This window comes from Winogradskyella psychrotolerans (assembly GCF_018860545.1).
Lineage (GTDB): Bacteria > Bacteroidota > Bacteroidia > Flavobacteriales > Flavobacteriaceae > Winogradskyella > Winogradskyella psychrotolerans_A.
Genome location: NZ_JAHKPN010000004.1, coordinates 1 through 25,940, shown reverse-complemented (window position 1 = coordinate 25,940; position 25,940 = coordinate 1). Strand labels below are relative to the sequence as shown.

The window sequence follows — 25,940 nt, the reverse complement described above, 5'->3', positions numbered from 1 at the left end:
TTTACGAACCCGTGAATATTCCGCAGGAATATTCGCAAGTAGAGAAGAAAAAAGCAATTAATTATACACGGTGTTACCTGCCGTTTTTTTATTCGCTAAGTTGCAATATTCTTTTCCATTGTATGTAGGAAACCTAAATTCAGAATTAATTGGTTTACCATTTTTAAATAATACTGTTTTATAAAATTCAGTTTCCATTTTCTTATTTCTTGAAGGTAGAAACCCATAAAATTTTCCGTGAATTTTTCTTATAGTTCTATCCGAAATTACTACTATTAATTCAGTTTCTGGTTCGTGATTATTCCTAATAGATTTTATTATTTTGAATGAATATTTATCTTTTTCTAAACGCCTTATTTTAGCCGTAACAATATCGTCTTTTTCTTGTATTCTATTATCAGAAATTTTTTTAATCAAGTTCCCTTTTAAATCAAATGTGTAGTTATAAAATTCATAAGTTTCTATTTCAAACATATTTTTTTCAATGATATTGAAATCGAAACTCCATCTCATATGACTTACTGAATAAGAGACACTACACATATTATTCAATAATTCTCCTAAAGTCAATGTTTTGGTAAGTTCGTCTTTATCATAAAAATGGATTACTTCAAAATTGGGAATTGCAAAACCTCCGCTATAATCATCAACTATTATTATATTTTGTCCATTGTCAGATATAAGAGCTGTTTTAGTCTCAATGAATAGACTGTCATTTTTAATTTTATATAATAATTTGTTTGTCTTTAAATTATATAATCCCCAATAATAGCGGTCTGGGTAACTATATGATGAAATAAGATATTTTTTTGTATTCGGATTAAAAATCGAGTCTGTATAAATTTTATTATCTGAAAATATTGTGTCAGAAGGTTTCAATTCAAATTCTCCATTTGAACTTTTAAAAGAATATCTCAGTCTTGGTTGGTCAGCAAATACGCTTTGAACTAATAATAAAGCTAAAAATGTTAAAAGTATTCTCATTGTTTTTTCAAATGGCAGGTAACTAGTTATATAACAACTTCTATTACCGTTATCCCGTAAACCAATCAGGTTATAATATGGTGATGGTTGCTGTTATCCCGTAAATATAATTTTTTTTAGAGTAGTATCCTAAGTGAGGCTTATGGGCCATTAAACACCGTGCTTAGCGATGTAATGTATTAAAAGATTGTATTACGTTGCTCATATTCATTTTTCAAACTATCTTTGCACTCGCTTTAAAAAAAATCAAAATCGTATAGTTTGAGTTATTCAAAATCTTCGGTATCAACAGCTTCTGTGATAACAGATTTTAAGGAAATTACCAAAATGGGATTATCCTTAAGTGTGGTGTTTTCTTCTATTGCTGGTTATCTTCTTGGTGCAGAAACGATAAGTTTAACAACGCTCATACTATTGGCTTTTGGTGGCTATTTTATGGTTGGTGCATCTAATGCTTATAACCAAATCATTGAGCGCGACTTAGATGCGCTAATGGACAGAACAAAAAACAGACCAATTCCTGCAGCTCGCATGTCGGTGAATACTGCGTTTATTATTGCCACCACATTTACAATTTTAGGAATAATAACCTTGTATATTATTAACCCTAAAACGGCAATGTATGCAGCGATTTCCATTTTTCTATACACGAGTGTTTACACTCCTCTAAAGACTAAAACATCGTTATCTGTATTTGTGGGTGCGTTGCCAGGTGCTATACCGTTTATGCTGGGTTGGGTTGCAGCTCGAAATAGTTTTGGTATTGAGGCAGGAACATTATTTGCCATTCAGTTTTTTTGGCAATTTCCACACTTTTGGTCTATAGGTTGGTTTTTACACGAAGACTATAAAAAAGGAGGTTTTCATATGTTGCCCACCGGAAATCCAGATAAAGGAACTGCAGTGCAAATTATAATGTACAGTGTGTGGACCATTATTGTGTCTATAATTCCCGTATTCGGATTTACAGGAGAGTTAAAACTATCCATTGTAGGAGCAATTCTCGTTTTTATACTTGGCTTAGTCATGCTGGTTTATGCGGTTAGGTTATTTAAAGAACGTTCCATAAAAGCGGCCAAACAACTCATGCTATCTAGTGTGTTTTATATTACATTATTACAAATTATATATGTTGTAGATAAATTTTTAAAATAAATGGATTTAACACAAGGAACACAACAAGTTAAAAAAGCACGATCTAAAAAGATGATGCTTTGGTTTGGTATTGGGGGTTTAATTATGTCCTTTGCGGGTTTAATTAGTGCTTTTATTGTAAGTAGTAAACAACGCATGAATGTAGATTGGTTAGTGGATTTTCAATTACCAAGTGCTTTTTTTGTAAGTTTAGGCCTTATTTTATTAAGTAGTTTTACCTTTATACTTGGGAAGCGCGCCTTGCAACAAAATAAAATGAAGATGGTAACCATTTGGTTATTAGCGACTCTAGGTTTGGGTATTGGCTTTGTTTATAGTCAGTTTGTTGGTTTTGGTCAAATAATCGTAGACGGTTATAATTTTACAGGGCCAACGAGTAATATCACAATGTCGTACATTTATGTCATTGCAGTATTTCACATAGCGCACGTTATTGCTGGCTTGGTATGTTTGATTGTTGTAATTTATAATCATTTTAAACAAAAGTATAACTCCAACAATATGTTGGGTTTTGAACTTGCAGCCAATTTTTGGCATTTCGTAGATATGCTTTGGCTTGTGCTCTTTTTGTTTTTATATTTTTTTAGATATATAATTTGATTATTTTTGTCCAATCTTAAAAATTTAAATAAATTCTATGGATTCTACAGTAGCTAGTACTGGTACAGAAGAAAAAACTTGGGGTGGAGGTAATAATCCTCTTAGAGCAAGTTACGGAAAATTGATGATGTGGTTTTTCATTGTATCTGATGCATTAACATTTTCAGCTTTCTTGGCCGCATATGGTTTTTCAAGATTTAAGTTTGTAAACGAATGGCCCATAGCCGATGAAGTGTTTACACACGTACCATTTTTACATGGTCAGGAATTGCCAATGATTTACGTGGCTTTTATGACGTTTGTACTTATTATGTCGTCGGTAACAATGGTATTAGCAGTAGATGCTGGCCATCACATGAACAAGGCGAAGGTCACTATATATATGTTTTTAACCATTATTGGTGGAGCTATATTTGTGGGGTCTCAAGCTTGGGAATGGGCAACATTTATTCAAGGAGATTATGGTGCTGTTCAAACTAAAGGTGGAAACATTTTGCAGTTTGGTGAGTATGTCACAGTCGATGGTGTAGAGAAATTTAAACGCGTATCAATTGAAGATTTAGCTATAGCGAAAGAAAGTGATCGTGTTGATCATGAGCGTAAAAATGGACTTTGGTTTGAAGATGAAGGGACATTACCACTATTTTCAGTAGCTGAAATATATGCTGGTTTAGAGGCTAACGAAAATGTTCGTGTTAGAAATCAGATGTTAGATGAAAATGGTCATAAAACTGTATTGTCTAGAGCAGAATCTTTAAAGCAAATTAAAGAGAATGGTAAATTGGTTGTAAAAGGTGCTAACCTTGAAGTGAATGAATATGGTACAACATTATTTGCCGATTTCTTTTTCTTCATTACTGGTTTTCACGGTTTCCACGTTTTATCTGGAGTTGTAATTAATATTATTATCTTTTTCAATGTCGTTCTTGGTACTTATGAACGTCGAGGAAGTTATGAAATGGTAGAAAAAGTTGGTTTATATTGGCACTTTGTCGATTTAGTGTGGGTATTTGTATTCACCTTCTTCTATTTAGTATAAAAAGAAACGAGCATATATAAATTTTGTCGCTCAAGAAAATAGTTATTAGCGAACAGCATGTGTTCTATTTAAAGTAAAAAATAAATAGACATGAAATTAAGATTAAATTATGGCACACGAACATAAATTAGAAATATTTAGAGGACGTTGGAAGTTTAAATCCAATACACAAAAGATTTGGGGTGTTCTCGCATTTTTAACGTTTATCACAGTTATAGAAGTTGTTTTAGGTATCTACAAACCAGATATGTTTATGCATACTTTTATGGATCCGTTTGAAGGCGGAGGATTCTTTTCAACCTTAGGGAATGTCATATTATCACCAATAGTATACATGAAGCCTTTAAATCTGATCTTTATTGTATTAACAATTATTAAGGCTTACTATATTGCATGGGATTTTATGCACTTAAGAGATGAAACAGGTAGTATGAGAAAAATGGTGGTATGGACTGGTGTTTTTCTAATATGCTATTTAATGTTTATCTTACTTCAAGAAGGTGGCTATGTTTTTAATGTGTACAATGGAAAAGATGCTTTAATTAAGCATAATTTCTAAGTAAAATATATACTTTACACTTCGTTCAGTCAAAGTGTTAAATACAATTAAAAGGTGGTTTTTCTAAACCACCTTTTTTATTTTTGCAACCCAATTGTTTATGGCGTTACAACGTATATTAAACCCACTACATTTAGGTTTTATTCCTCAGAGATGAAAGCAGACAAGACAAAACGGTATATCGTTCTCGGTATTTTATTTTTTTTACCAGTTGCTTTTTTATTGATGCTATATCCCGCTCAGCACAATTATGAGCCATTAAACGTGGTGAATGAAAATGTATCTGATTTAGACTATTTTGTTTCAGAGCATACGGATTCTATTCTTTTAAAAGATCACATAACAGTTTTAGGGTTCTTAGGTAAATCACCTCTAAATAAAAATATTGAGGCACTAAACCTTAAAGAATTGGTGTATGATAAATTTAAGGGGTTTAAAAAGTTTCAAATTGTAATTGTTGTTCCTGAAGGTACGGAAGACGCTGTAAAATTACTTAAAAGAGAAATTAACACCTACGAAGATTTAAAGTATTGGCATTATGTATATGGCACGGAAGGCGAAATAAAATCGCTCTTTAGCACTCTTAAATCTAAGGAGAGTTTAGCTCAGGATCTATCTACAGATCATGTTTTTATAATAGATAAAGATCTAAGTCAACGTGGTAGGATAGATGGTAGAACGGAACGAGAAGTGGAAAACCAAAAGCCAACATTTAGTGTCTATTCTTATAATACGATTGAAGTCGATGAAATAAAGAATATGATGAGTGATGATGTTAGAATTCTATTCACAGAATACCGTCAAAAGCGCGAAGGTAAATTTGAGAATTCTGATGCCAGAAGAAATAGAGAATTAAAACAAGACAATGAGTAAAAAAACAAATTATTCGTATGTTGGAATTGCATTTATAATTCTAGTATTTGGAATTATATTCATTCCTAGAATTATTGATCGTGTTAGTGAAGGTGATGTCATTAGAGATGAAAGTAGAAGTGAAGATGTTTTGGCTCCTAACACTAATTTAAAAGGAACTAAACCATATAAAAGTGATTTGGTTTATTTAGAAATTAATGGGGAACCTAAAAAGGTGCCAGCATTTAGTTTTACGAATCAAAATGGTGAAACCATTTCTAATAAAGATTTTATAGGCAAAGTGTATGTGGTTGAATTTTTCTTTACCACATGCCCAACAATCTGTCCTATTATGAATAGGAATTTAGTTGAAGTTCAAAATCAATTCAACAATTTAGAAGATTTTGGGGTTGCCTCATTTACCATTTCGCCTGAGATTGACACACCAGAAGTTTTAAAGGCCTATGCGGATCAGTATGGGATTACCAACCCCAACTGGCATTTAATGACAGGAGATGAAACAGCCATCTACAAACTAGCAAATGAAGGGTTTAATTTATATACTGCTAAAGATGAAACTGTAGAAGGTGGTTTTGAACATTCGGGGAATTTTGCACTAATAGATAAAGAAGGCTTTATTAGATCTCGAACGGATAATTTTGGAAATCCAATGATCTTTTACAACGGATTAATCGCAGAAGCTGATGGTGTTGATGATGATGGCATGTCTCAAGAAATCACCATCTTAAAAGAAGATATTGCTAAATTACTAAAGGAATAACGATGAGTATAGTTGATCATGAAAAAGCAAAAAAGTATAACAAATGGGTTGTTGTATTATCTATTGTAATCCCTATAGCTGTCGCAGCGCTGTTTGGTGTTAACCTTCGTAGTTTAGGTTTTGATGTAGAACCTTTAACCATTTTGCCTCCAGTTTATGCCACAATTAACGGATTTACGGCGGTGCTTTTAATTGGTGCCGTAATGGCAATAAAAAACAAGAATGTGGTTTTACACGAGAATTTAATGACAACCGCAATTTATTGTTCGGTGGTGTTTTTAGTACTGTATGTGGCCTATCATATGACGAGCGATTCAACAAAATTTGGCGGTGAAGGAGTGATAGCTTATGTGTATTATTTTATCCTATTTACGCATATTGTATTATCCGTTATTATTATTCCTTTTGTATTAATTACCTACGTAAGGGCAATAACTAACGATATAGAACGTCATAAAAAAATTGCTAAAATTACGTTCCCTATGTGGTTGTATGTTGCAATAACTGGTGTAATAGTTTATATTATGATTTCTCCTTATTATGTTTAATATGAAACGCAAGATTCTTTTTTCTCTTCTCTTTTTTTTCTTTGTCTTAAAAACCAATGCACAATGCGCCATGTGTAGAGCTGTTTTAGAAAGTGGTGACGATCAATCTATGGCAGAAGGTATTAATGATGGTATCGTGTTTTTAATGGCAGTTCCTTATATTTTGATAGGTACTATTGGCTATATTATTTACCGAAAATTTAATAAATCAAATAAGATTGAAAAAATAGAGTAAAAGCTGTAACATTTTAGTCTTTTTAGAGTCTTATTTATAGTGTTCATTTAAGAACTGGTCCGCGCTAATAATTAGTGGTAGACAAGGTATTAACAATTCGTTGGGACGAAAACCTCACGAATTTTATTAAAATTGTATAAGCTAACTAACCACTACTATGATTGAGATAAAGGATTTGCACAAATCTTACCATATGGGAAGCAATTCTCTACACGTTTTAAAAGGCATAAACTTTAATGTGAAAGAAGGTGAACTTGTCTCAATAATGGGATCTTCCGGTTCTGGAAAATCTACTCTACTAAATATTTTAGGCATGTTAGATGAAGCTGATGAAGGTCAGTATATTCTCGATGGTGTTCCTATTAAAAATCTTAACGAAAAAATTGCGGCTAAATATAGAAATGAATTTCTTGGTTTTATTTTCCAATCGTTTAACTTAATCAATTATAAAAGTGCTCTAGATAATGTGTCTATGCCTTTATACTATAAAGGTGTTAAGCGAAAAGAGCGTACCGAAAAAGCTATGCATTATCTCGAAAAAGTAGGTTTGGCACAATGGTCACATCATTTACCTAGTGAACTTTCTGGTGGTCAAAAACAACGTGTAGCCATTGCGCGAGCCTTAGCAAGTGATCCAAAAGTACTGTTAGCAGATGAACCGACGGGAGCTTTAGATACTAAGACATCTTACGAAGTAATGGAATTGATTCAGGGGATTAATGATGAAGGTAAAACGATCTTAGTGGTTACTCACGAAGATGATATTGCACACATGACGAAGCGTATCGTAAATCTAAAAGACGGTTTAATTATAGATGATAGTCCAGTAGAACAAATTAGAGCATCAGCACATGTTTGATCTAGAGCGTTGGCAAGAGATCTTTGAAACGTTAAGTAAAAATAAACTACGAACGTTTTTAACAGGCTTATCCGTGGCATCAGGAATTTTTATTCTCGTGATACTTCTCGGTTTTAGTGAAGGCATTGCGAATGGAGTAAAATCGCAGTTTGAACAAGATGCAGCCAATAAAATTTCAGTCTGGACAGGAGTCACTACAAAAGGCTATAAAGGTTTAAATCCAGGGCGCTATATTCAACTTAAAAATTCAAGTTTCGACGCTGTTGAAAATGGGTACGATGATTATTTGGAATACCGGACAAAGGATTATATGATTTGGGGTGGAACGGTGAACTATAATAACGAAACCGGAAATTACCGTGTTAGAGGAACCATGCCAGATAATCAGTTTATTGAGAATGCCGATATGGGTTCCGGTCGCTTTATTAGTCAATCTGATATTAATGAAAGTAAAAAAGTAGCCGTCATTGGTAATAAAATAAAGACAGACCTATTTAAAGGTGAAGATCCTATAAATGAAAATATTCAAGTCTTTGGAATGAACTTTAAGGTGGTTGGAGTATTTTATGATCCAGGTGGAGACCGCGAAGAAGGTCAGGTATATATTCCATTGACTACTGCTCAAAAAGTATTTAATGCTGGAGAAAATATTAGAAACATGGCATTTACTGTGAAAATGGCAGATGATTTTGATGAAGCCGTTGCTGTCTCTAATGCCATTGCTTTAGGAGTAGAACAAAAAATTAAAGAAATTCATACCGTAGCACCAGATGATGTCAGTGCGGTTAGAGTACATAACACCCTTGAACAAGCACAAAAATTTTATTCTCTAATAGCGACTATAAGAGCTGTATTTTGGTTTGTGGGTATAGGAACTATCATTGCTGGTATTGTAGGTGTAGGAAATATTATGCTCATCATTGTAAAAGAGCGTACTAAAGAAATTGGCATCCGAAAAGCCTTAGGGGCCTTGCCGATGTCTATTGTAGGTATGATTTTACAAGAATCCGTTTTTGTAACCATGTTCTCAGGTTTATTTGGGCTAATTTTTGGACTTGGGTTATTAGAACTTGTGGGGCCGCTAATTGAAAGTGATTTTATTAAATACCCACAAGTAGATTTTAATATTGCATTATCTACAGTGTTTTTGTTAGTATTTGCAGGTGCTTTGGCAGGTTTTGTTCCAGCATATCGCGCCGCAATGATTAAACCAATAGATGCATTAAGAGACGAATAATATGTTTAGTAGAGACCGTTGGGATGAAATATTGGAAGCGCTAAATGCAAATAAATTTAGAACGTTTTTAACGGCGTTTGGGGTGTTTTGGGGCATCACAATATTAGTGCTATTATTAGCTTTAACAAATGGACTTAAAAATGGAGTGACAGCAGGTTTCGGAAATTTCGCAACCAACTCTATGTTTATGTGGACACAGGGCACATCAAAGCCTTATAAAGGTTTGCCAAAAGGGCGTTATTTTAGCTACAAAATAGATGATATTGCCGCTATTAAATCAGAAATTCCGAATTTAAAATATGTGTCTCCAAGAAACCAATTAGGTGGTTATAACGGTGCAAATAACGTGACGAGGGGGACAAAATCAGGTGCTTTTGAAATCTATGGCGATTATCCAGAATTTATAAATCAACAGCCTTTAGATATTCTTCAAGGACGGTTTATTAGTTATTCAGACATAAATGCCAAACGAAAAATATGTGTCATCGGTACAGGTGTTCAAAAAGGACTTTACGATAAAGATGAAGACGTTTTAGGAACCTATATTAAAGTAAACGGTGTCAACTTTTTGGTCGTCGGTACGTTTAAGATGAGTAATAGTCAAGGTGATGGTGAGCAAGATGCAAGCACCATTTATATGCCTTTTACAACGTTTGGTCAGGCCTTCAATAGAGGTGAAAATGTAGGTTGGATGGCAATCACTGCAGTTGATGATGTCAGTATCACAGCACTAAAACAACAAGTTTTCGATTTAATGAAATTTAGACACAAAGTGGATCCAACAGACGATCGTGCTATTGGTCACTTTGATTTGTCAGAACAATTTGGACGTATTAATGGCTTATTTTCAATTTTAAGTTTGGTGGGTTATTTTGTGGGCGCTTTAGTATTAATGTCTGGTATAATTGGTATCAGTAATATTATGCTTATTGTGGTTAAAGAGCGGACTAAAGAAATTGGAGTAAGACGCGCTTTAGGAGCCAGTCCATGGAGTATAAAATCGCAAATTTTACAAGAAAGTTTAATATTGACAATCTTATCTGGTATGGTTGGCATTTCATTTGCCGCCTTGGTAATTTGGGTGATGAATACTATTTTAGATAGTGTTGGACCAGTAGATAACTTTGCAAACCCAAGCGTAAGTATGGAAGTTGTATTTACCGCTTTAATTATATTAATAGTTTCTGGTGTTTTAGCTGGATTAATTCCTGCTAATAGTGCCACAAAGATGAAACCTGTAGACGCTTTAAGAATAGAATAAACTAGATATCAATCTCAATCATGAAACGAGCATGTTCAAAATGTAATCACTTCAACGAAATGATGAATCGCGAACAGCATGTGACCATTTAAAAAAATAAACCTAAACACATGAAAAGAACTAAAACCATAATTCTACTAATAGGCATTGTAGCTGTATTTGGAATATCGCTATATTATTTATGGCAAAAGAATCAAGAAGATCCCATAACTTATACTTCAGAATCACCTACGGAAGAAACCATAATGGTTAAAACGGTGGCCACAGGAAGTATTGTGCCTAAAGAAGAAATATTAATTAAGCCAAATATTTCAGGAGTTATCGAACAGATTTTTATTGAAGCTGGAGAATATGTTGAGCAAGGCGATCTTATAGCGCAAATTAAAGTGATACCAAATGCTTCATCTTTAACAAGTGCAAAGAATAATATAGCAACGAATCAAACCGCACTTCAGACGGCAAAAATAAATTTACAAACCCAACAGGCGAATTACGATAGGCAAAAAGCTTTGTTTGATAAAGGGGTGATTTCAGCCAATGATTTTGAAGTGATTAATAATACCTATTTACAAACCAAGCAAAGTGTAGAGCAAGCTAAGATTAATGTTAATTCTGCGAATCAGAACTATGATATTATTAAAACAGGAACGACATCGGGTTTGGGAAACATAGCACAGACACAAGTAAGAGCAACGGTTTCAGGAATGGTTTTAGATGTTCCTGTAAAAGCAGGGAACCAAGTTATTGAAGCTAATAATTTTAATGAGGGGACTTCAATTGCGTCTTTAGCGGATGTAAAACAAATGATCTTTGAAGGCAAAGTAGATGAAAGTGAAGTGGGTAAAATTAAAGAAGGCTTGCCATTAGAAATCACAGTTGGAGCTATTGAAGATAAAACTTTTGATGCTGTATTAGATTACATTGCGCCAAAAGGAGTTGCTGAAAATGGTGCTATTCAATTTGAAATAAAAGGATCTCTAAAGAAAATGGATTCAACATTTATTAGAGCAGGTTTAAGTGCTAATGCCTCTATTATTTTAGAAAAAGCAGAAAACGTATTAGCGATTAAAGAAGCTTTAGTGCAATACGATAAGGAAACCAAAAAACCTTATGTTGAGGTTGAGATTGGAGATCAGGAATTTGAAAGAAAAGATGTAGAATTAGGGATTAGTGATGGTATTTTTGTAGAAGTAAAAAATGGCATTTCAAAATCGGATAAAATAAAAGTTTGGAATCAAATTCAAGGCGTACCCCAATATGCTAAAGAATAAATTTCCAAATTAATGTAACACTTTAAGTTTTATTTAGACAAACAAGTATCATGAAACGAGCATGTTCAAAATTGAATCAATTTATAGAAATGATTAATAGCGAACAGCATGTGACAATGGTAAAAAATAGATTTTAACACATGAAAAAAACAATCATAGTAGCATTACTTCTTTTGGGAGTTTTAGTCCAAGGACAAAATAAAAAATGGACGCTAACAGAGTGTGTAGAATATGCTTTAGAAAATAATATTTCTGTTAAACAAAGTGAGTTAGATGTTCAAACGGCAGAACTTAACAAGAGAGATGCTGTTGGTAATTTTCTGCCAACATTAAATGCCTCTTCTAGTCTTAGTTGGAGCATAGGCTTAAATCAAGATCCAGTAACATTTAATGCTGTTAATTCAACAACGCGTACATTTAGTGGTGGTTTAAGTTCTTCAGTGGATATCTATGGAGGCTTGAATAATGTAAATCAATTAAGACGTTCTAATCTGCAAATATTATCGAGTCAATATCAGCTAGATAATATGAAAGATAATATTTCATTAAACGTAGCTAATGCTTTTGTTCAAATACTTTTTAATAAAGAACAGTTAAAAGTGGCGCTAGCACAGCAAGAGGTTACTAAACAAGATCTTAGTCGTACAAAAGAATTAGTGGATGCAGGATCACTTCCAAGAGGGGATGTATATGAAATTCAAGCATCTTTAGCTTCTCAAGAACAACAAGTAGTTAATGCAGAGAATGCTATATTATTGTCTAAAATAAGTTTGGCCCAATTACTTCTTTTAAAAGATTATGAGAATTTTGATATCGAAGAGTTTAATTATGATGTACCAATCGCAAATATTTTAAATGAAACACCAAATTCTATTTTTGAAAAAGCGAAAGAAGCACGTTACGATATTAAAATAGCGAAAAACAATAATGAAATTGCTGAATACAATTTAAAAATAGCAAAGGCGAGTTTGCAACCCACTTTAACTGGAGGTTATAGTTTTGGTTCAAATTATTTTACGTCAGAATTATTTGATACTCCTAATTTTGAGAATCAAATTTCTGATAATAAGAATCATAACTTCTTTTTGAGTTTAAATATTCCTATTTTTAATGGATTTTCTGTAAGAAATAATGTAAATCGTAGTAAGGTAAATTTAGAGCTTACAAAATTTCAATTAGAACAAACCCAATTAGATTTAGAAACTAACGTTTATCAATCTTTTAATGATGCTAAAGGGGCTTTAAAAGCTTATGAAGCAGCACAGAAAACATTTGTAGCAAGAGAAGAGGCGTTTAATTATTCTCAAGAACGTTATAACGTTGGCTTACTCAATGCGTTTGATTTTAATCAATCAAAAAATAATCTCGAAGCTGCACAAAGTGAAGTCGTTAGAACAAAGTATGATTATATATTTAAGCTAAAAGTATTGGAATTTTATTTTGGTATTCCTGTAACAGAATCAAAGTTATAATTATGAGTAAAACACTAAAAATTATTATCATACTTTTCATCGCTGCACTTATCTTAGTCGTTGCAGGATCTAAAATGGGATGGTTTGGTGAAAAAGGTGATTTTAAAGACGTTACTGTAAAAAAAGTCACCTTAAAAGATATTGTTGAAACCGTATCTGCAACAGGAAAAATTCAACCAGAAATTGAAGTAAAAATATCTTCAGAAGTTTCAGGTGAGATTTTGGAATTACCGTTCAAGGAAGGCGAAGAGGTTAAAAAAGGGGATTTGTTAGTTCGTGTAAACCCAGATTTAATTCAATCTGCGGTGAGTAGAAGTCAAGCATCGTATCAAAATGTGAGAGCAGGCTTAGAGCAAGCGGAAGCCAATCTAAAACAAGCAAAAGCCGATTACGATAGAAATCAAACGCTGTTTAATAAAGGCGTAATTTCTAAAGCAGATTGGGATCGTTCTATAGCAACGTATGAAACTGCGGTTGCAGGGAAAAGCTCGGCATATTACAGTGTGCAGAGTGCTGCAGCAACGGTAAACGAAGCAAAAGACAATTTGAGTAGAACAACGATTTATTCTCCAATGACAGGAACCATTTCTCTCTTAAGTGTAGAATTGGGTGAGCGTGTTGTTGGAACACAACAAATGGCTGGTACACCAATTTTGAGTGTGGCTAACCTAAAGAATATGGAGGTTGAGGTTGATGTTAATGAAAATGATATTGTAAAAGTTAATATTGGTGACTCTACCATCGTTGAAGTGGATGCTTATTTAAAAAAGCAATTTAAAGGAGTGGTTACGGAGATTGCAAATTCTGCGGCAGGAACGTTAGCAGCCGATCAGGTGACTAATTTTAAAGTTAAAGTTAGAATTATAGAAGATTCGTATAAAGAATTAACAGAAGGTAAACCCGATACGTATTCGCCGTTTAGACCAGGAATGACAGCAACCGTAGATGTGATTACAAAAACAAGAAAAGATGCGATTTCTGTTCCTATTAGTGCAATTGTGATTAAAACAGATACTAGTTCAACTAAGTCGTCTTACGAAAAGACAACCACGACTGACAGTGGGGATTTTAATACTGAAGAACAAAAATTTGAATGTGTATTTGTCAACGATAATGGTAAAGCAAAATTAAGAGTTGTTAAAACTGGAATTCAAGATGATACCAATATCGAGATAGTTTCAGGATTAAGTAAGGATGATGAAATTATCACAGGGCCATATATTATGGTTTCTAAAGATTTAAGTGCAGGAGATTTAATTGAGGTTACAAATAAGAATACTTCTGAGGCTTCAACTACCAATAACGCGGAATAAGAAATACCAATTATGGCTTTAGTGCTAAATATAGAAACAGCAACTACAAATTGTTCAGTCTCTCTATCTAAGGATGGAGAGATTTTAGTTTTAAAAGAAGATAATAGTTTAGGGTTTTCTCACGCCGAAACCTTGCACCTATTTATTGATGAGGTCTTTAATATTTCAAAATTAAAACCTTCGGAGATTGATGCCATTGCTGTGAGTAAAGGCCCTGGGTCTTATACAGGTTTACGAATAGGTGTATCCTCTGCAAAAGGTTTGTGTTTTGCTTTAGATAAACCTTTAATTGCAGTGTCTACATTAGAAAGTTTAGCACATCAGGTTACATTTAGAGATGGATTTATAATTCCGATGTTAGATGCTAGACGTATGGAAGTGTATTCGGCTATTTATAATTCTAAGTTAGAATTGCATAGAGAAATCCAAGCCGAAATCCTCACAGAAGAGAGTTACAGTGACCTTCTAAAAGACCATAAGATTTATTTTATAGGAAATGGTGTTGAAAAGACTAAAAGCTTAATTCAGCATCCTAATGCTGTTTTTATAGAAGGGAAACTACCTTCGGCAAATAACATGGCGCTTTTAGCAGAAAACAAGTACAAAAAAAGCGACACCGAAGATGTCGCTTATTTTGAACCTTATTATTTAAAGGATTTTGTAGCTTTAAAAAAGAAAGCTTAACCTTCTTTATGTATTTCTACTTGATGTGGATAAGGTATTTCAATACCAGCTACATCTAGTGCTTCTTTTACTTGTTCAGTGATATCAAAAAAGACTGTCCAGTAATCTTCAGTTTTACACCAAGGTCTAACCACAAAGTTAATTGAGCTGTCAGCTAGTTCAGACAATGCAATTGTTGGTGCAGGATCTTTTAATATTAAAGGATGTGCCGCCAATACTTTACTGAATACGTCTTTAGTTTGTTTAATGTCGGCATCGTAGCTAACACCAAATACTAAATCTACTCGTCGTGTGCCTTGAGTTGTATAGTTAACAATATTTCCGTTGGAAAGTGATCCATTTGGAATAATAATTTCTTTATTAGAAAGACCAATTAATTTAGTAGTGAAGATTTCAATTTCTTTCACCACTCCGATCTCTCCTTGAGCTTCTATTAAATCTCCGATTTTGATAGGTTTAAAAATCATGATTAAAACTCCACCTGCAAAATTACCAAGTGAGCCTTGTAATGCTAAGCCTATAGCTAAACCTGCAGCAGCAATAATCGCAGCAAAAGAGGTCGTTTCTACACCTACAGTGCCTAATACGACAATGATTAAAACGATTTTTAAAATCCAATTAAGAAGATTACCTAAGAATTTTTTAAGGCTCTCGTCATAGTTGCCTTTGTTCATTGCTTTTGTAATGCCTTTATTGAGCATTTTGATTACCCAGCTACCAATAATCCATATAAGAATAGCTCCTACTACCTTAGGGCCATACTCTATAATAAAATTGTAACCTGCGTCAATCCATTTTTGTGTTTCCATGTTGATTTATTATAATAATTAAATTTTAAAGAAAAACTCGGGTCATTTTTAGACCGAGTTACCTATTGTTAATACTAACGTTAATTGAAGTTATTTAACTTCAAAAGTCAATTTTAAATTCACTCTAAATTCTGTAACATCGTCACCATTAACGATAGCACTCTGTTCATTTATATAAACAGATTTTATGTTTTTTACAGTTTTGGAAGCTTCTTTAACGGCTTTCTTAGTGGCGTCTTCCCAACTTTTGTCCGAATTAGATAATACTTCAATTACTTTTAATACTGCCATAATATTTTATGTTTTTAGGGTTATACTATATAATAGACACTAAAAAAAACAAAATGTCACTAATAAACGCGCTAAATTTTAACCGTTTATAGCATTTACAGTTATGGTGTTGTCTTTCAGCATTTCTTTTAACATACTCTCAATACCATTTTTTAAAGTAAATGTGGATGAAGGACAACCGCTACAAGCTCCTTGTAGTAGCACTTCTACTTTTTTAGTGGTGTCATCATAAGATATAAATTCAATATTTCCACCATCACTTTCAACGGCTGGTTTTATATATTCTTCAAGAATATTGATAATATTTTTTGAAGTATCATCTAAGGCTTCAAATTTTTGCTCAATGGCGTCTTCAGTTTTCTCCAACTGTTTAGGCGCATCATCATTTAAAATTGTTTTTCCATCTTCAATATAAGATTTTAAAAACTCGCGTAATTGAAGTGTAATATCTTCCCATTCAACAATATCAAACTTAGTAATGGAAATAAAATTCTTTTCCATATAGATGTTTTTCACAAATGGAAATTGAAATAAAGCTGTCGCTAGAGGTGAAGGTTTAGCATCTTCAATAGATTTAAATTCAAATAAAGCAGGAACTAAAACTTTATTACAAACAAATTTTAAAACACCAGGATTAGGTGTGCTTTCTGCATAAACAGTAACCGCTGCCTTTGGTTTAATAGCGTCTTCACTCACTACAATGCCATCTTTAGATAAGTAATCTTCAATTTGTTGTGCAACTTCTTGTTCTACATCTTTCCATTCCACAATATTATAACGCTCAATAGCTATAAAATTTGAAGCGATATACACTTTTTTGACAAAAGGAAGGTAAAATAATTGTTGAGCCAAAGGAGAATCTTTAGCATCATCTATATTGTTAAATTCAAAGCTATTATGATTGGTTAAAAATCGATCTGCTTCAAACTTTTTTATCGTATCGTTAGAAGTATTGACTATGGATATTTTGGTCTGTGCCATTGTTTTTATTTGCAAAAATAGGGAATATCACCCTTAAAAAGTCAGACTTTTAACTAAGTTTTAATGTGTTGTTTAAGTATGATTTTTAAATTAAAATGAATTGAGTGAATCTTACTCTAAGGGCAATAGATTTAAGAACTGTTTAATTGATATTTTTAGTTATTTTGAATTTACCCTTAGCGACTTTTGTGATAATTAGTGTGATCTATAAAATTGTGTCTGTATTCTTTTATGGATAGATTTAATTTTTTATTAAATCCTGTAAAAGGTTCTGTTGGCAATAATAAATAAAGTCAAAGTGAAGTAATAGACAATAATTTATTGTCTTTTTGGATTTTACAATCTTAAAATTCTTGTCAAACAGGTGCTTTTTAAGCATAACAAATGAGTACAAAAAATCTGAGTTTTTAATGTTATTAAATCATCTTATTTTATGTGAAAATATTTTGTCATTTTGTAAAAAAATATTATAAAATTAATAATTAATTAAAACTTATTTTGAGATAATTAGTTAGAAAAATAAAATTATGATAGAAATATTGAGGTTAATATTGGCAAGGTGTTAACAAAATTTTTTGATTAAAATTGTTTAAATAATTGATTTGTTAGTTAATAAATATTAAATATAATATTTTTTTAACTAAAATTTTATGTTTTATGTAAAAATAGCTGTTGTGTTAAAGTTGTGTTTGTAAAAGTTATAATTTTAACTCAGCTGAAATTTCAGTAGGATATTACCAACTTTATTTACACAGACACGGTAGTAATTATTAACTAACAAAAACTATTTAAAATGAAAAAAAATTACCTTTTTACGCTCTTATTATTTTTAGCCCTTGTTACTGCTTTAAATGCACAAACAATTACAATAACCGGCAGCTGTATAGATGGATATGTAGATGGAACGTACGAACTAATAGATGGTGATGTTAATGGAAAACCATCCTATTCTTTAGTTTCAGGTACAAATACTTTTGTAATTGAATGGGTTACTGATGGTACTACTGGTCTATCAAGATGGGAACATTTATTTATACAAAGTAATGGTCAAATACAAATTCTTTCTTACAATGAATCAGATACACCATTACCACCAGCGAGTAGTTACTCTACTTGGATTGCTGGAATATGTGATCCTACAGGTGATTTTTCTGGTGACGGAACATATACTGAAGAAGTAAGTACTACAGAAGTTATAGTAACCGGCAGCTGTATAGATGGATATGTAGATGGAACTTACGAACTAATAGATGGTGATGTTAATGGAAAACCATCCTATTCTTTAGTTTCAGGTACAAATACCTTTGTAATTGAATGGGTTACTGATGGTACTACTGGTCTATCAAGATGGGAACATTTATTTATACAAAGTAATGGTCAAATACAAATTCTTTCTTACAATGAATCAGATACACCATTACCACCAGCGAGTAGTTACTCTGCTTGGATTGCTGGAATATGTGATCCTACAGGTGATTTTTCTGGAGATGGAACATATGTTGGTGAATTAAGTGTTGCAGATGTTGAATTGTTTAATAACGAAATTAAACTATTTCCTAACCCAACAACTGATTTTATTGGTGTATCTGGATTGATAAAAACTGAAAAATATAGTATTTCTAATATTTTAGGTTCTAAAATTATGAGCGGAACTATATCTAATAATGAAAAATTAGATATTCAAAACTTAAACAAAGGTTTGTACTTTATGACATTTGATAACGGAAGTTCTATCAAGTTTATAAAAAAATAAATAAAAATTTCAGCTAACGTGTTTGTGTTTAATAGTTGTCCTTCTAGATTGTATTTTTTATATCACATTTTTTCATCAAATTATTGATATGTTCGTAATGGCTTAATCAAACAGCTTTGTAATGTATTTATAGCCAAACTCAATCTCATTATTATAATAAACAAAATCACACCTGTGTAATCTGTAGATTGTGTGGGGTTTAATAATTTATAACAAGCAAATTCTAATGAAAAACATTACTTTATTCTTTATTGTGTTTGGGTTCTTTCTTACTGCTCAAGCTCAATATAACTTCAGTCCAATAACAGGTCCGACAAATGTAATAGCAGGAACACCTGTAATTATAAATTTAAATGACCTTGCAAATACTTCCAATGTACCAGTATCATCAACAGGTAGTTATAATTCTTTTTTAATCACCGTAAATTGGGTTCAACGTAATGGGAACCCTTGGTCAAATGATGCACAGCTAACAGTTTTAACAACTGCTGGGGCGATAGATTTTTTAGATCCTTCAAATGGTGGTGCCAATAATGGTGATGCAACAACATTAACGTATACCGGTGAATTAGCAGGTCTGTACAATCCAACAAACGATGGGTATTTAGATTTAGTTTTAAACCAAGAATATGCAGGGTCAGATGCTAATTGGTATAACATAGAAATTACTCTTTTTGAATCTCCAATATGTCCGGATCCTAGTAATATGAGTGCAACGAGTATTACCTTTGATTCTGTAGTTTTAGATTGGGCTGCTGGTAATGCTGAAACTGCGTGGAATATTGAATATAGTGCGGGTTCAAACTTTTTTCCTGGACTTGGCTTACAAGATGTAGCTATATCTCCAAATGGAACTCCGAATACAACACTCACAAGTCTTGCTTCTGCTACAAATTACTACTTATATTATCAAGCAGACTGTGGTTCAGGAGATTTAAGTTCTTGGGTTGGTCCTTATATGTTCTCAACTGAATGTAATGTGTTTACAGCACCCTACACTGAAGGATTTGAAAATGAAGGTATAATTCCTTTATGTTGGACTATGGATGGTGGTGAAGATTGGTTCTTTAGTGAAGTTACTGGTAACAATAATATTGGAAATGCTGGTGTTATTACAGGGAATACAGCTACAAATGGTTATTTTGCCTGGTGTGATGCAAGTGGAAATGATGGAGAAAGAACTTTAACAAGTCCGTTTGTGGATGTATCTGGTCTATCAACTCCGGCGCTTTATTTCTATGAGATTAGCCACAATCAAGGTGGTCAAAACGCTGTATTAGATGTTGAAGTTTGGGATGGTGCAGTTTGGAATAATATGGCAACTTATAATTCAAATACAGTTGGATGGGAGCATAAAATTATAGATATAAGTGGTTTAACAATTACTGGAAATGTACAGGCTAGATTTATATTTTCTGAAACTTCTGCAGGTGGTAATACTGACGATATCTCCATTGATGACGTAAGCTTTGATGAAGCACCTAGTTGTTTCCCCCCAACGGCTTTAACATCTGAAAATTTAAGTTTAACTTCTACTGAAATTGCTTGGCAAGATGATCCATCAGTTACAGAGTGGAATATTGAATATGGGGTTTCTGGATTCAATTCTGGAACTTCAGAAGGAACAATAGTTAATGTTACAACTAACCCATATATTTTAACAGATCTTATTCCAGATGCTTATTACGAATTTTATGTGCAATCAGTATGTGATACAGATGAGGAAAGCATATTTACAGGACCTTTCGAATTTTATACTGGCTATTGTGTTTCTATGCCATCTAGTATTACGCTTTCTGGTGTTAATTATGTGAATTTACAAAATGTAATGTTTCCTACTTTAGGAGATGTAACCTATGAAAACCATACGACACCTGTAGTAGACGTTTTTCAAGGTGTTAATACAAGTATCGAAATACAATTTGGTCATGCTTCAACTTATGATGCAAATGTTTGGATTGATTTTAATGATGATTTAGTTTTCGATGACACAGAATTATTATTTCAAGGAGAATCACCAGGGGGGGATCTTCAGGTTTTAGACGCTTCTTTTATGATGTCAGAGACAGCTACACTAGGAGAGCATAGAATGAGAATAGGAACTGCAAATTTTGGTCAAGTAGTACCTAGTCCATGTTATGTAGGGCCTTTTGGGGTTACGTTAGACTTTACTGTAAATGTTCAAGAGTTATTATGTACGTTACCTGAAGCGGGTTATACTATAATTCCAGATTGTGAAAACACTCAATTTTATATCGATGTAAATGTTACGAGTTTAGGAGATGCTACGTCACTTGAAATTTCTAATACTTTAGATACAAATACTGTTCAAGCATTGAATGCGGGTGATTTTCAGGTTGGTCCATTTTCTTTCGGAAGCACTGTTCAAGTATTTGTTATGAATGAACAAGATAATAACTGTATGATTAACAGCACTTCTTATACTGTATCCTCTTGTCCTCCTGTAAATGATAATTGCGAAAATGCAACCGTGGCTACTGTAAATACAGGTAATGATTGTTTAGAAGTGACATCTGGTACGATTTCTGAAGCAACTCCTTCTAATGTGCCTGTAGGTTCTTGTTCTGGTAATCCAAACGATGATGTGTGGTTTCAATTTGTTGCTACTGATGACACTCATTTAATAACACTAGAAAATATAGATGGAGCATTCGATAATTTAGACCATGGCTTGTACGAAGGAGCATGTGATAACTTTATTGAAATTTATTGTTCGGCTGATACGTCTATAGTAACACCTACCTTAGTTGTAGGAAATACATATTACATAAGGGTATTCTCTTCAGAGGCTAGTGGATTAAATACAACATTTGATTTGTGTATTAGACCAGGGATTGCTAACGTGATAGTAGATCAAACAACTTATACTGTTGAACAGTTAGTTGAAGATGTTTTAATAGGTGGTGAATGTGCGCAAATTTCAAATATTACCTATTCAACGGGAACTAATTTTGGTGATGAAAACGGTATCGGCTATTTTTCTTTTGATGGTGATGGTGTTAGCTTTCCATTTGAGGAAGGATTGGTGCTTACTACCGGTAATGCTGCTGCTTCCTCAGGGCCAAATACTGAAGCCTTAGCTGATGGGTCGCTTGCTTGGCCTGGAGACGAAGATTTAGAAAGCGCCATAGGAATTACCAATACATATAATGCTACAGTTCTTGAATTTGATTTTATTCCGTTTAAAGATCAAATAAGTTTCGATTTTTTAATGGCATCTGAAGAATATACAGGGGGTTCATTTGAGTGTAATTTTTCTGATGCATTTGCTTTTTTATTAACGGATGCTAACGGTATTACTAGTAATTTGGCAGTAATACCTAATACTACAACACCGATTTCGGTTACTAATATTCATCAAGAAAACTTTAGTTGTGAAGCTGTAAACGAAACTTATTTTGGTGAATATATTCCAACTAATTTACCTCCAATTGCCTTTGATGGTCGTACGACTGTTTTTACTGCTGAATCCTTAGTGAATATTGGAGAAACATATCATATTAAAATGGTTATTACTGATTATAATGATGCGGTATTTGATTCAGGTGTATATTTAAAGGCAGGTAGTTTTGATTTAGGAGAACTTGATTTAGGTGCAGATATTACTATCGATTCTGGTGATGCTACATGTTTAGGAGCGCCAGTTATATTAGATACTCAAGCGCCAACTCTAGAACATATATGGTTTAAAAACGGTATAGAGATTGAGGGAGAAACATCGTCTACTATAACAATTACAGAGCCAGATTTGTATACAGCACTAGTTGTTTTTTCTAATCAATGTATTTTAACAGATGATATATTAGTAGAATTTCTTCAACCTCCTTTGATTAATGGGTCTCCATCTAATTTAGAAGGTTGCTCATCTAATGGAGAAGCTCCTTTTACACTTACTGATAATGACTCTGTAATTTTAGATACTTTAGATCCATCTAACTATACTATTTCTTATCACCTTTCTGAAAATGATGCTGAAAATGATATTAATTCAATTACAGCTGATCCTTATATTAATATATCTAACCCTCAAACTATTTATGTTAGAGTTGAAGACAATACAACAAGTTGTAATATTATAACAACTTTTGATTTAATTGTTACAGCTCCTGCTCATACAGCTGATGTTATTGATTATGTTGAATGTGGTAATGGTGTTGAAGCCACTTTTAATCTAGCTGATTTTAGTGCAGAAGTCTTAAATGGCCAAGACGCGTCTCAGTTTGTTGTGTCTTATCACATATTAGAAAGTGAGGCTATCAGCGATACTAATCCTTTGCCTGACTCTTATACAACTTCCGGAGAAACGGTTTATGTACGTGTTGAATCTATTAATTATGAAGATTGTTATGTTATTAACAGTTTTGAGTTAATTGTGGGAACACAACCATTGGTGATTTTTGATCCTCAATATCAGTATGAAGTATGTCCTAGTGCGAATGAATCGATTGAGATTGGTTTGATAGCTAACAATTTTAGCGTTGACGACGTTATCATTACTTGGTATTATGAAGGAGTCTTAATTGATGGTGAAAATGAGCTCGTACTTGATAATGGTGTAGTTTATGCTGGTGAATATTTAGCGGAAGTTGAATTCATTGATACAGGTTGTGTTAATACTATTATGCAAGAGGTTATTGAATTGGGCTCTTGTATATTCCCAGAAGGTATTTCGCCAGGTGTTACACCAGGTCAGAACGATACCTTTGACTTAAGCAGTTTTAGTGTTACTAAGCTAGAGATATTTAATAGATATGGAGCCCTAGTGTATTCAAAAAATAATTATACCAATGAATGGCATGGACAAACCAATGATGGAGATGAGTTACCAGTAGGTACATATTTCTATACCGTTGTTTACGAAGGTGGTGCAAAGACAAAAAGTGCTTGGGTATATATTAACAAATAATCAACTAAAAAAATCAACTTTTTATAATGAAAAAACTATCTATTATAGCGGTTTTGCTTTTAGCATTTCAGTTGCAGATGCATGGGCAACAAGACCCACAGTACACGCAGTACATGTATAATATGAATATAGTTAACCCTGCCTATGCAGGCTCAAGAGAAAATCTTTCTTTTGGACTATTATACAGAAATCAATGGACAAAGATTGATGGCGGACCAGAGACAGGAACTTTCTTTGGTCATGCACCTATTGGTAGTAACCTTGGCTTAGGAGTCTCTCTTATTGCAGACCAAATTGGTCCGGTTAAAGAAACGAATGCTTATGTTGATCTTTCGTATACATTGCAATTGGGTGGAGAACACCGTTTGGCTTTTGGAGTAAAGGCAGGAGCTACCTTTCATGATATAGGATTAACAGGGATTGATGTTGTTGATCCAACGGATGAATTCTTCTCAAATGATATTAACGAGGTCACACCAAATATTGGTGCAGGATTCTTTTATTATACCGATAAATACTATGTATCCTTATCTGTACCAAATTTATTATCGTCTGTACATTTAGATGCTAATGGTTATAAAATAGGTTCTGAAACACAACACTACTTCTTAACTGGTGGTTATGTGTTTGACCTTTCGCCAAATACAGAATTAAAGCCTTCGTTTATGGTAAAATCTGCATTTGATGCACCAACATCATTTGATGTGAATGTCAATGCGAGATTCTACAAAAAATTCGAAATAGGAGCGTCATATCGCTTAGACGATTCATTTTCTGGTTTAGTGAATTTTGCCTTATCCCCATCTATAAGAGTTGGATATGCTTATGATGCTATTACATCAGATATTAAAGCGTATGCACCAGCATCTCACGAGGTCATGTTATTATTTGATATTAATTTTTCAAAACGTGTTTCTCGTTCACCTAGATACTTTTAATCAGTTAAGCTAAAATCAATTATGAAAAACTTTAATACACTATTATTAATTACGTTGATGAGTAGTTTTTGCCTAACTGCTCAAAATAAAGACACCAAAAAAGCGGATAAACAATTTTCACAATATCAGTTTGTTAAAGCTGCTGAAAGCTATAATAAACTCGTAGAAAATGGTAAAGCTGACGCTTACGTTTACGGGCAACTTGCCGAAAGTTATTATAACATTTTTAATACTGAAGCTGCTGAACGTTGGTATGCTAAAGCATTAGAAACCTCTGATAATCCAGAAATGATTTATAAGTACTCACAAATGCTAAAAGCAAATGGTAAGTACGAAGCTTCTAATGTGGAAATGGATAAGTTTGCGTCAATGCGTCCTTCTGATCACCGTGCTGCCGCTTATAGAAAAAACCCTGATTATCTTCCTAAAATATTAGAACAAGGTAAAAAGTTTAATGTTCAAAATGCCGATTTCAACTCTGAGCAATCAGATTTTGGTGGAACGTTGAGTGATGGTAAGTTATACATTACATCGGGTCGTAATGATAGCCGTAAAACTTATGGATGGAATGATCAACCGTTTTTAGATATTTATACTATTACTAAAAATTCAGATGATACTTACCAAGAAGCTGAGTTAGCAAATAGTTCTATCAATACGAGATTTCACGAAGGTTTGGTATCATTTACACCAGATGGTAAAACCATGTATTTTTCTAGAGAAAGTTATTATGAACAAGATTTTCAAAAGGATTCTCTAAGCAGTACAAAATTCAGTCAACTTTATTTATTTAAAGCTACCAAATTAGGTAATGATTGGGATACTGTTGAAGCTTTAGCTCTTAACAGCGAAAACTATTCTGTTAAAAACCCATCGGTAAGTGCAGATGGTAAAACATTATATTTCTCTTCAAATATGCCAGGTGGTTTTGGAGAATATGATATTTACAAAGCACCTATAAACGCTGATGGAACTTTAGGTGACGCTGAAAATTTAGGTCAAAAAGTAAATACAGAAGGACAAGAAATGTTCCCGTATATTAGTAGTAATAACACGCTATATTTTTCATCAAACGGTCATTTAGGTCTTGGTGGATTAGACGTCTTTTACACAAAAGAAATTGACGGAAAAATGGCTCCTGTACGTAATGTAGGTATTCCTATTAACAGTAATGCAGATGATTTCGCGTTTTCAATTGATGAAGAGAATGATGAAGGCTTTGTATCTTCTAACAGAACTGGCGGAAAAGGTAGTGATGATATCTACGCATTTAAAAAACTACAACCTCTTTGTGATGTTTTAGTTAGTGCAACTGTACTAGATGACACTACACGTGAACCTATTAGTGGTGCGACTGTATCTTTATACGATGCTGAAGGTAATAAGCTAGT

Annotated in this window: 23 protein-coding genes; 19 read left to right on the top strand and 4 right to left on the bottom strand. The window is 33.1% G+C overall.

From position 1 onward, the window contains the following. Positions 1-57: 57 nt before the first annotated feature. Positions 58-984 (bottom strand): hypothetical protein, encoded by a 927-nt coding sequence (locus KO515_RS02265; RefSeq protein WP_215934765.1) that lies wholly within the window; start codon positions 982-984, stop codon positions 58-60. A 261-nt stretch (positions 985-1,245) separates the two neighbouring features. Here KO515_RS02265 and cyoE point away from each other — a divergent pair, with 261 nt between their 5' ends. From cyoE to tsaB, 15 genes are all read left to right on the top strand, one after another. Beyond that, entirely contained in the window at positions 1,246-2,139 is an 894-nt protein-coding gene (gene cyoE, locus KO515_RS02260; RefSeq protein WP_215934764.1) for a heme o synthase, read from the top strand. Then, the gene (locus KO515_RS02255; RefSeq protein ID WP_215934763.1) at positions 2,140-2,739 is read left to right on the top strand and encodes a cytochrome c oxidase subunit 3; all 600 of its coding nucleotides are present in this window, start codon (positions 2,140-2,142) and stop codon (positions 2,737-2,739) included. It abuts the gene before it with no gap. A gap of 37 nt (positions 2,740-2,776) precedes the next feature. Next, positions 2,777-3,778, top strand: coding sequence for a cytochrome c oxidase subunit 3 (locus KO515_RS02250; RefSeq protein ID WP_215934762.1), 1,002 nt, complete (start codon positions 2,777-2,779; stop codon positions 3,776-3,778). Between the two features lie 109 nt (positions 3,779-3,887). Beyond that, complete coding sequence (locus KO515_RS02245; protein WP_215934761.1) at positions 3,888-4,337, top strand: cytochrome C oxidase subunit IV family protein; 450 nt, start codon at positions 3,888-3,890, stop codon at positions 4,335-4,337. Positions 4,338-4,490: 153 nt separating this feature from the next. Beyond that, positions 4,491-5,210, top strand: a complete 720-nt coding sequence (locus KO515_RS02240) for a hypothetical protein (RefSeq protein ID WP_215934760.1) — start codon at positions 4,491-4,493, stop codon at positions 5,208-5,210. Next, entirely contained in the window at positions 5,203-5,970 is a 768-nt protein-coding gene (locus KO515_RS02235) for an SCO family protein (RefSeq protein WP_215934759.1), read from the top strand. The genes KO515_RS02240 and KO515_RS02235 overlap by 8 nt, the downstream gene beginning before the upstream one ends. Positions 5,971-5,972: 2 nt before the next feature. Continuing rightward, positions 5,973-6,518: a DUF420 domain-containing protein gene (locus KO515_RS02230; RefSeq protein ID WP_215934758.1), complete on the top strand. Its 546-nt coding sequence runs from the start codon at positions 5,973-5,975 to the stop codon at positions 6,516-6,518. A 1-nt stretch (position 6,519) separates the two neighbouring features. Next, positions 6,520-6,753, top strand: coding sequence for a hypothetical protein (locus KO515_RS02225; RefSeq protein ID WP_215934757.1), 234 nt, complete (start codon positions 6,520-6,522; stop codon positions 6,751-6,753). Positions 6,754-6,910: 157 nt separating this feature from the next. Beyond that, positions 6,911-7,612 (top strand): ABC transporter ATP-binding protein, encoded by a 702-nt coding sequence (locus KO515_RS02220; protein ID WP_215934756.1) that lies wholly within the window; start codon positions 6,911-6,913, stop codon positions 7,610-7,612. Next, complete coding sequence (locus KO515_RS02215) at positions 7,605-8,849, top strand: ABC transporter permease (RefSeq protein ID WP_215934755.1); 1,245 nt, start codon at positions 7,605-7,607, stop codon at positions 8,847-8,849. Before KO515_RS02220 ends, KO515_RS02215 begins: the two co-directional genes overlap by 8 nt. A 1-nt stretch (position 8,850) precedes the next feature. Then, complete coding sequence (locus KO515_RS02210) at positions 8,851-10,110, top strand: ABC transporter permease (RefSeq protein ID WP_215934754.1); 1,260 nt, start codon at positions 8,851-8,853, stop codon at positions 10,108-10,110. Between the two features lie 110 nt (positions 10,111-10,220). After that, a complete protein-coding gene (locus KO515_RS02205) occupies positions 10,221-11,381 on the top strand; it encodes an efflux RND transporter periplasmic adaptor subunit (protein ID WP_215934753.1) in 1,161 nt (386 codons plus the stop codon). 140 nt (positions 11,382-11,521) lie between these two features. Then, positions 11,522-12,853, top strand: a complete 1,332-nt coding sequence (locus KO515_RS02200) for a TolC family protein (protein WP_215934752.1) — start codon at positions 11,522-11,524, stop codon at positions 12,851-12,853. A 2-nt stretch (positions 12,854-12,855) separates the two neighbouring features. Continuing rightward, positions 12,856-14,166 carry an efflux RND transporter periplasmic adaptor subunit gene (locus KO515_RS02195; RefSeq protein WP_215934751.1) on the top strand — a complete coding sequence of 437 codons (1,311 nt, stop codon included), beginning with the start codon at positions 12,856-12,858 and terminating at the stop codon, positions 14,164-14,166. Positions 14,167-14,178: 12 nt separating this feature from the next. Next, entirely contained in the window at positions 14,179-14,850 is a 672-nt protein-coding gene (gene tsaB / locus KO515_RS02190) for a tRNA (adenosine(37)-N6)-threonylcarbamoyltransferase complex dimerization subunit type 1 TsaB (protein WP_215934750.1), read from the top strand. Here the strand turns inward: tsaB and KO515_RS02185 are convergent. The 3 genes from KO515_RS02185 to KO515_RS02175 all read right to left on the bottom strand — a co-directional run bounded on the left by KO515_RS02185 (position 14,847) and on the right by KO515_RS02175 (position 16,931). Beyond that, the gene (locus tag KO515_RS02185; RefSeq protein ID WP_215934749.1) at positions 14,847-15,659 is read right to left on the bottom strand and encodes a mechanosensitive ion channel family protein; all 813 of its coding nucleotides are present in this window, start codon (positions 15,657-15,659) and stop codon (positions 14,847-14,849) included. The genes tsaB and KO515_RS02185 overlap by 4 nt on opposite strands. Positions 15,660-15,749: 90 nt before the next feature. After that, a complete protein-coding gene (locus KO515_RS02180) occupies positions 15,750-15,950 on the bottom strand; it encodes a dodecin family protein (RefSeq protein WP_215934748.1) in 201 nt (66 codons plus the stop codon). Positions 15,951-16,028: 78 nt separating this feature from the next. Beyond that, positions 16,029-16,931 (bottom strand): NifU family protein, encoded by a 903-nt coding sequence (locus KO515_RS02175; protein ID WP_215934747.1) that lies wholly within the window; start codon positions 16,929-16,931, stop codon positions 16,029-16,031. Positions 16,932-17,724: 793 nt separating this feature from the next. Here KO515_RS02175 and KO515_RS02170 point away from each other — a divergent pair. From KO515_RS02170 to KO515_RS02155, 4 genes are all read left to right on the top strand, one after another. Continuing rightward, entirely contained in the window at positions 17,725-18,684 is a 960-nt protein-coding gene (locus KO515_RS02170; RefSeq protein WP_215934746.1) for a T9SS type A sorting domain-containing protein, read from the top strand. Between the two features lie 226 nt (positions 18,685-18,910). Further along, a complete protein-coding gene (locus KO515_RS02165) occupies positions 18,911-23,611 on the top strand; it encodes a choice-of-anchor L domain-containing protein (RefSeq protein ID WP_215934745.1) in 4,701 nt (1,566 codons plus the stop codon). A gap of 26 nt (positions 23,612-23,637) precedes the next feature. After that, positions 23,638-24,549 (top strand): PorP/SprF family type IX secretion system membrane protein, encoded by a 912-nt coding sequence (locus KO515_RS02160; protein ID WP_215934744.1) that lies wholly within the window; start codon positions 23,638-23,640, stop codon positions 24,547-24,549. 21 nt (positions 24,550-24,570) lie between these two features. Next, on the top strand, positions 24,571-25,940 hold a 1,370-nt coding region (locus tag KO515_RS02155; RefSeq protein WP_215934743.1), incomplete at its 3' end, for a cell envelope biogenesis protein OmpA.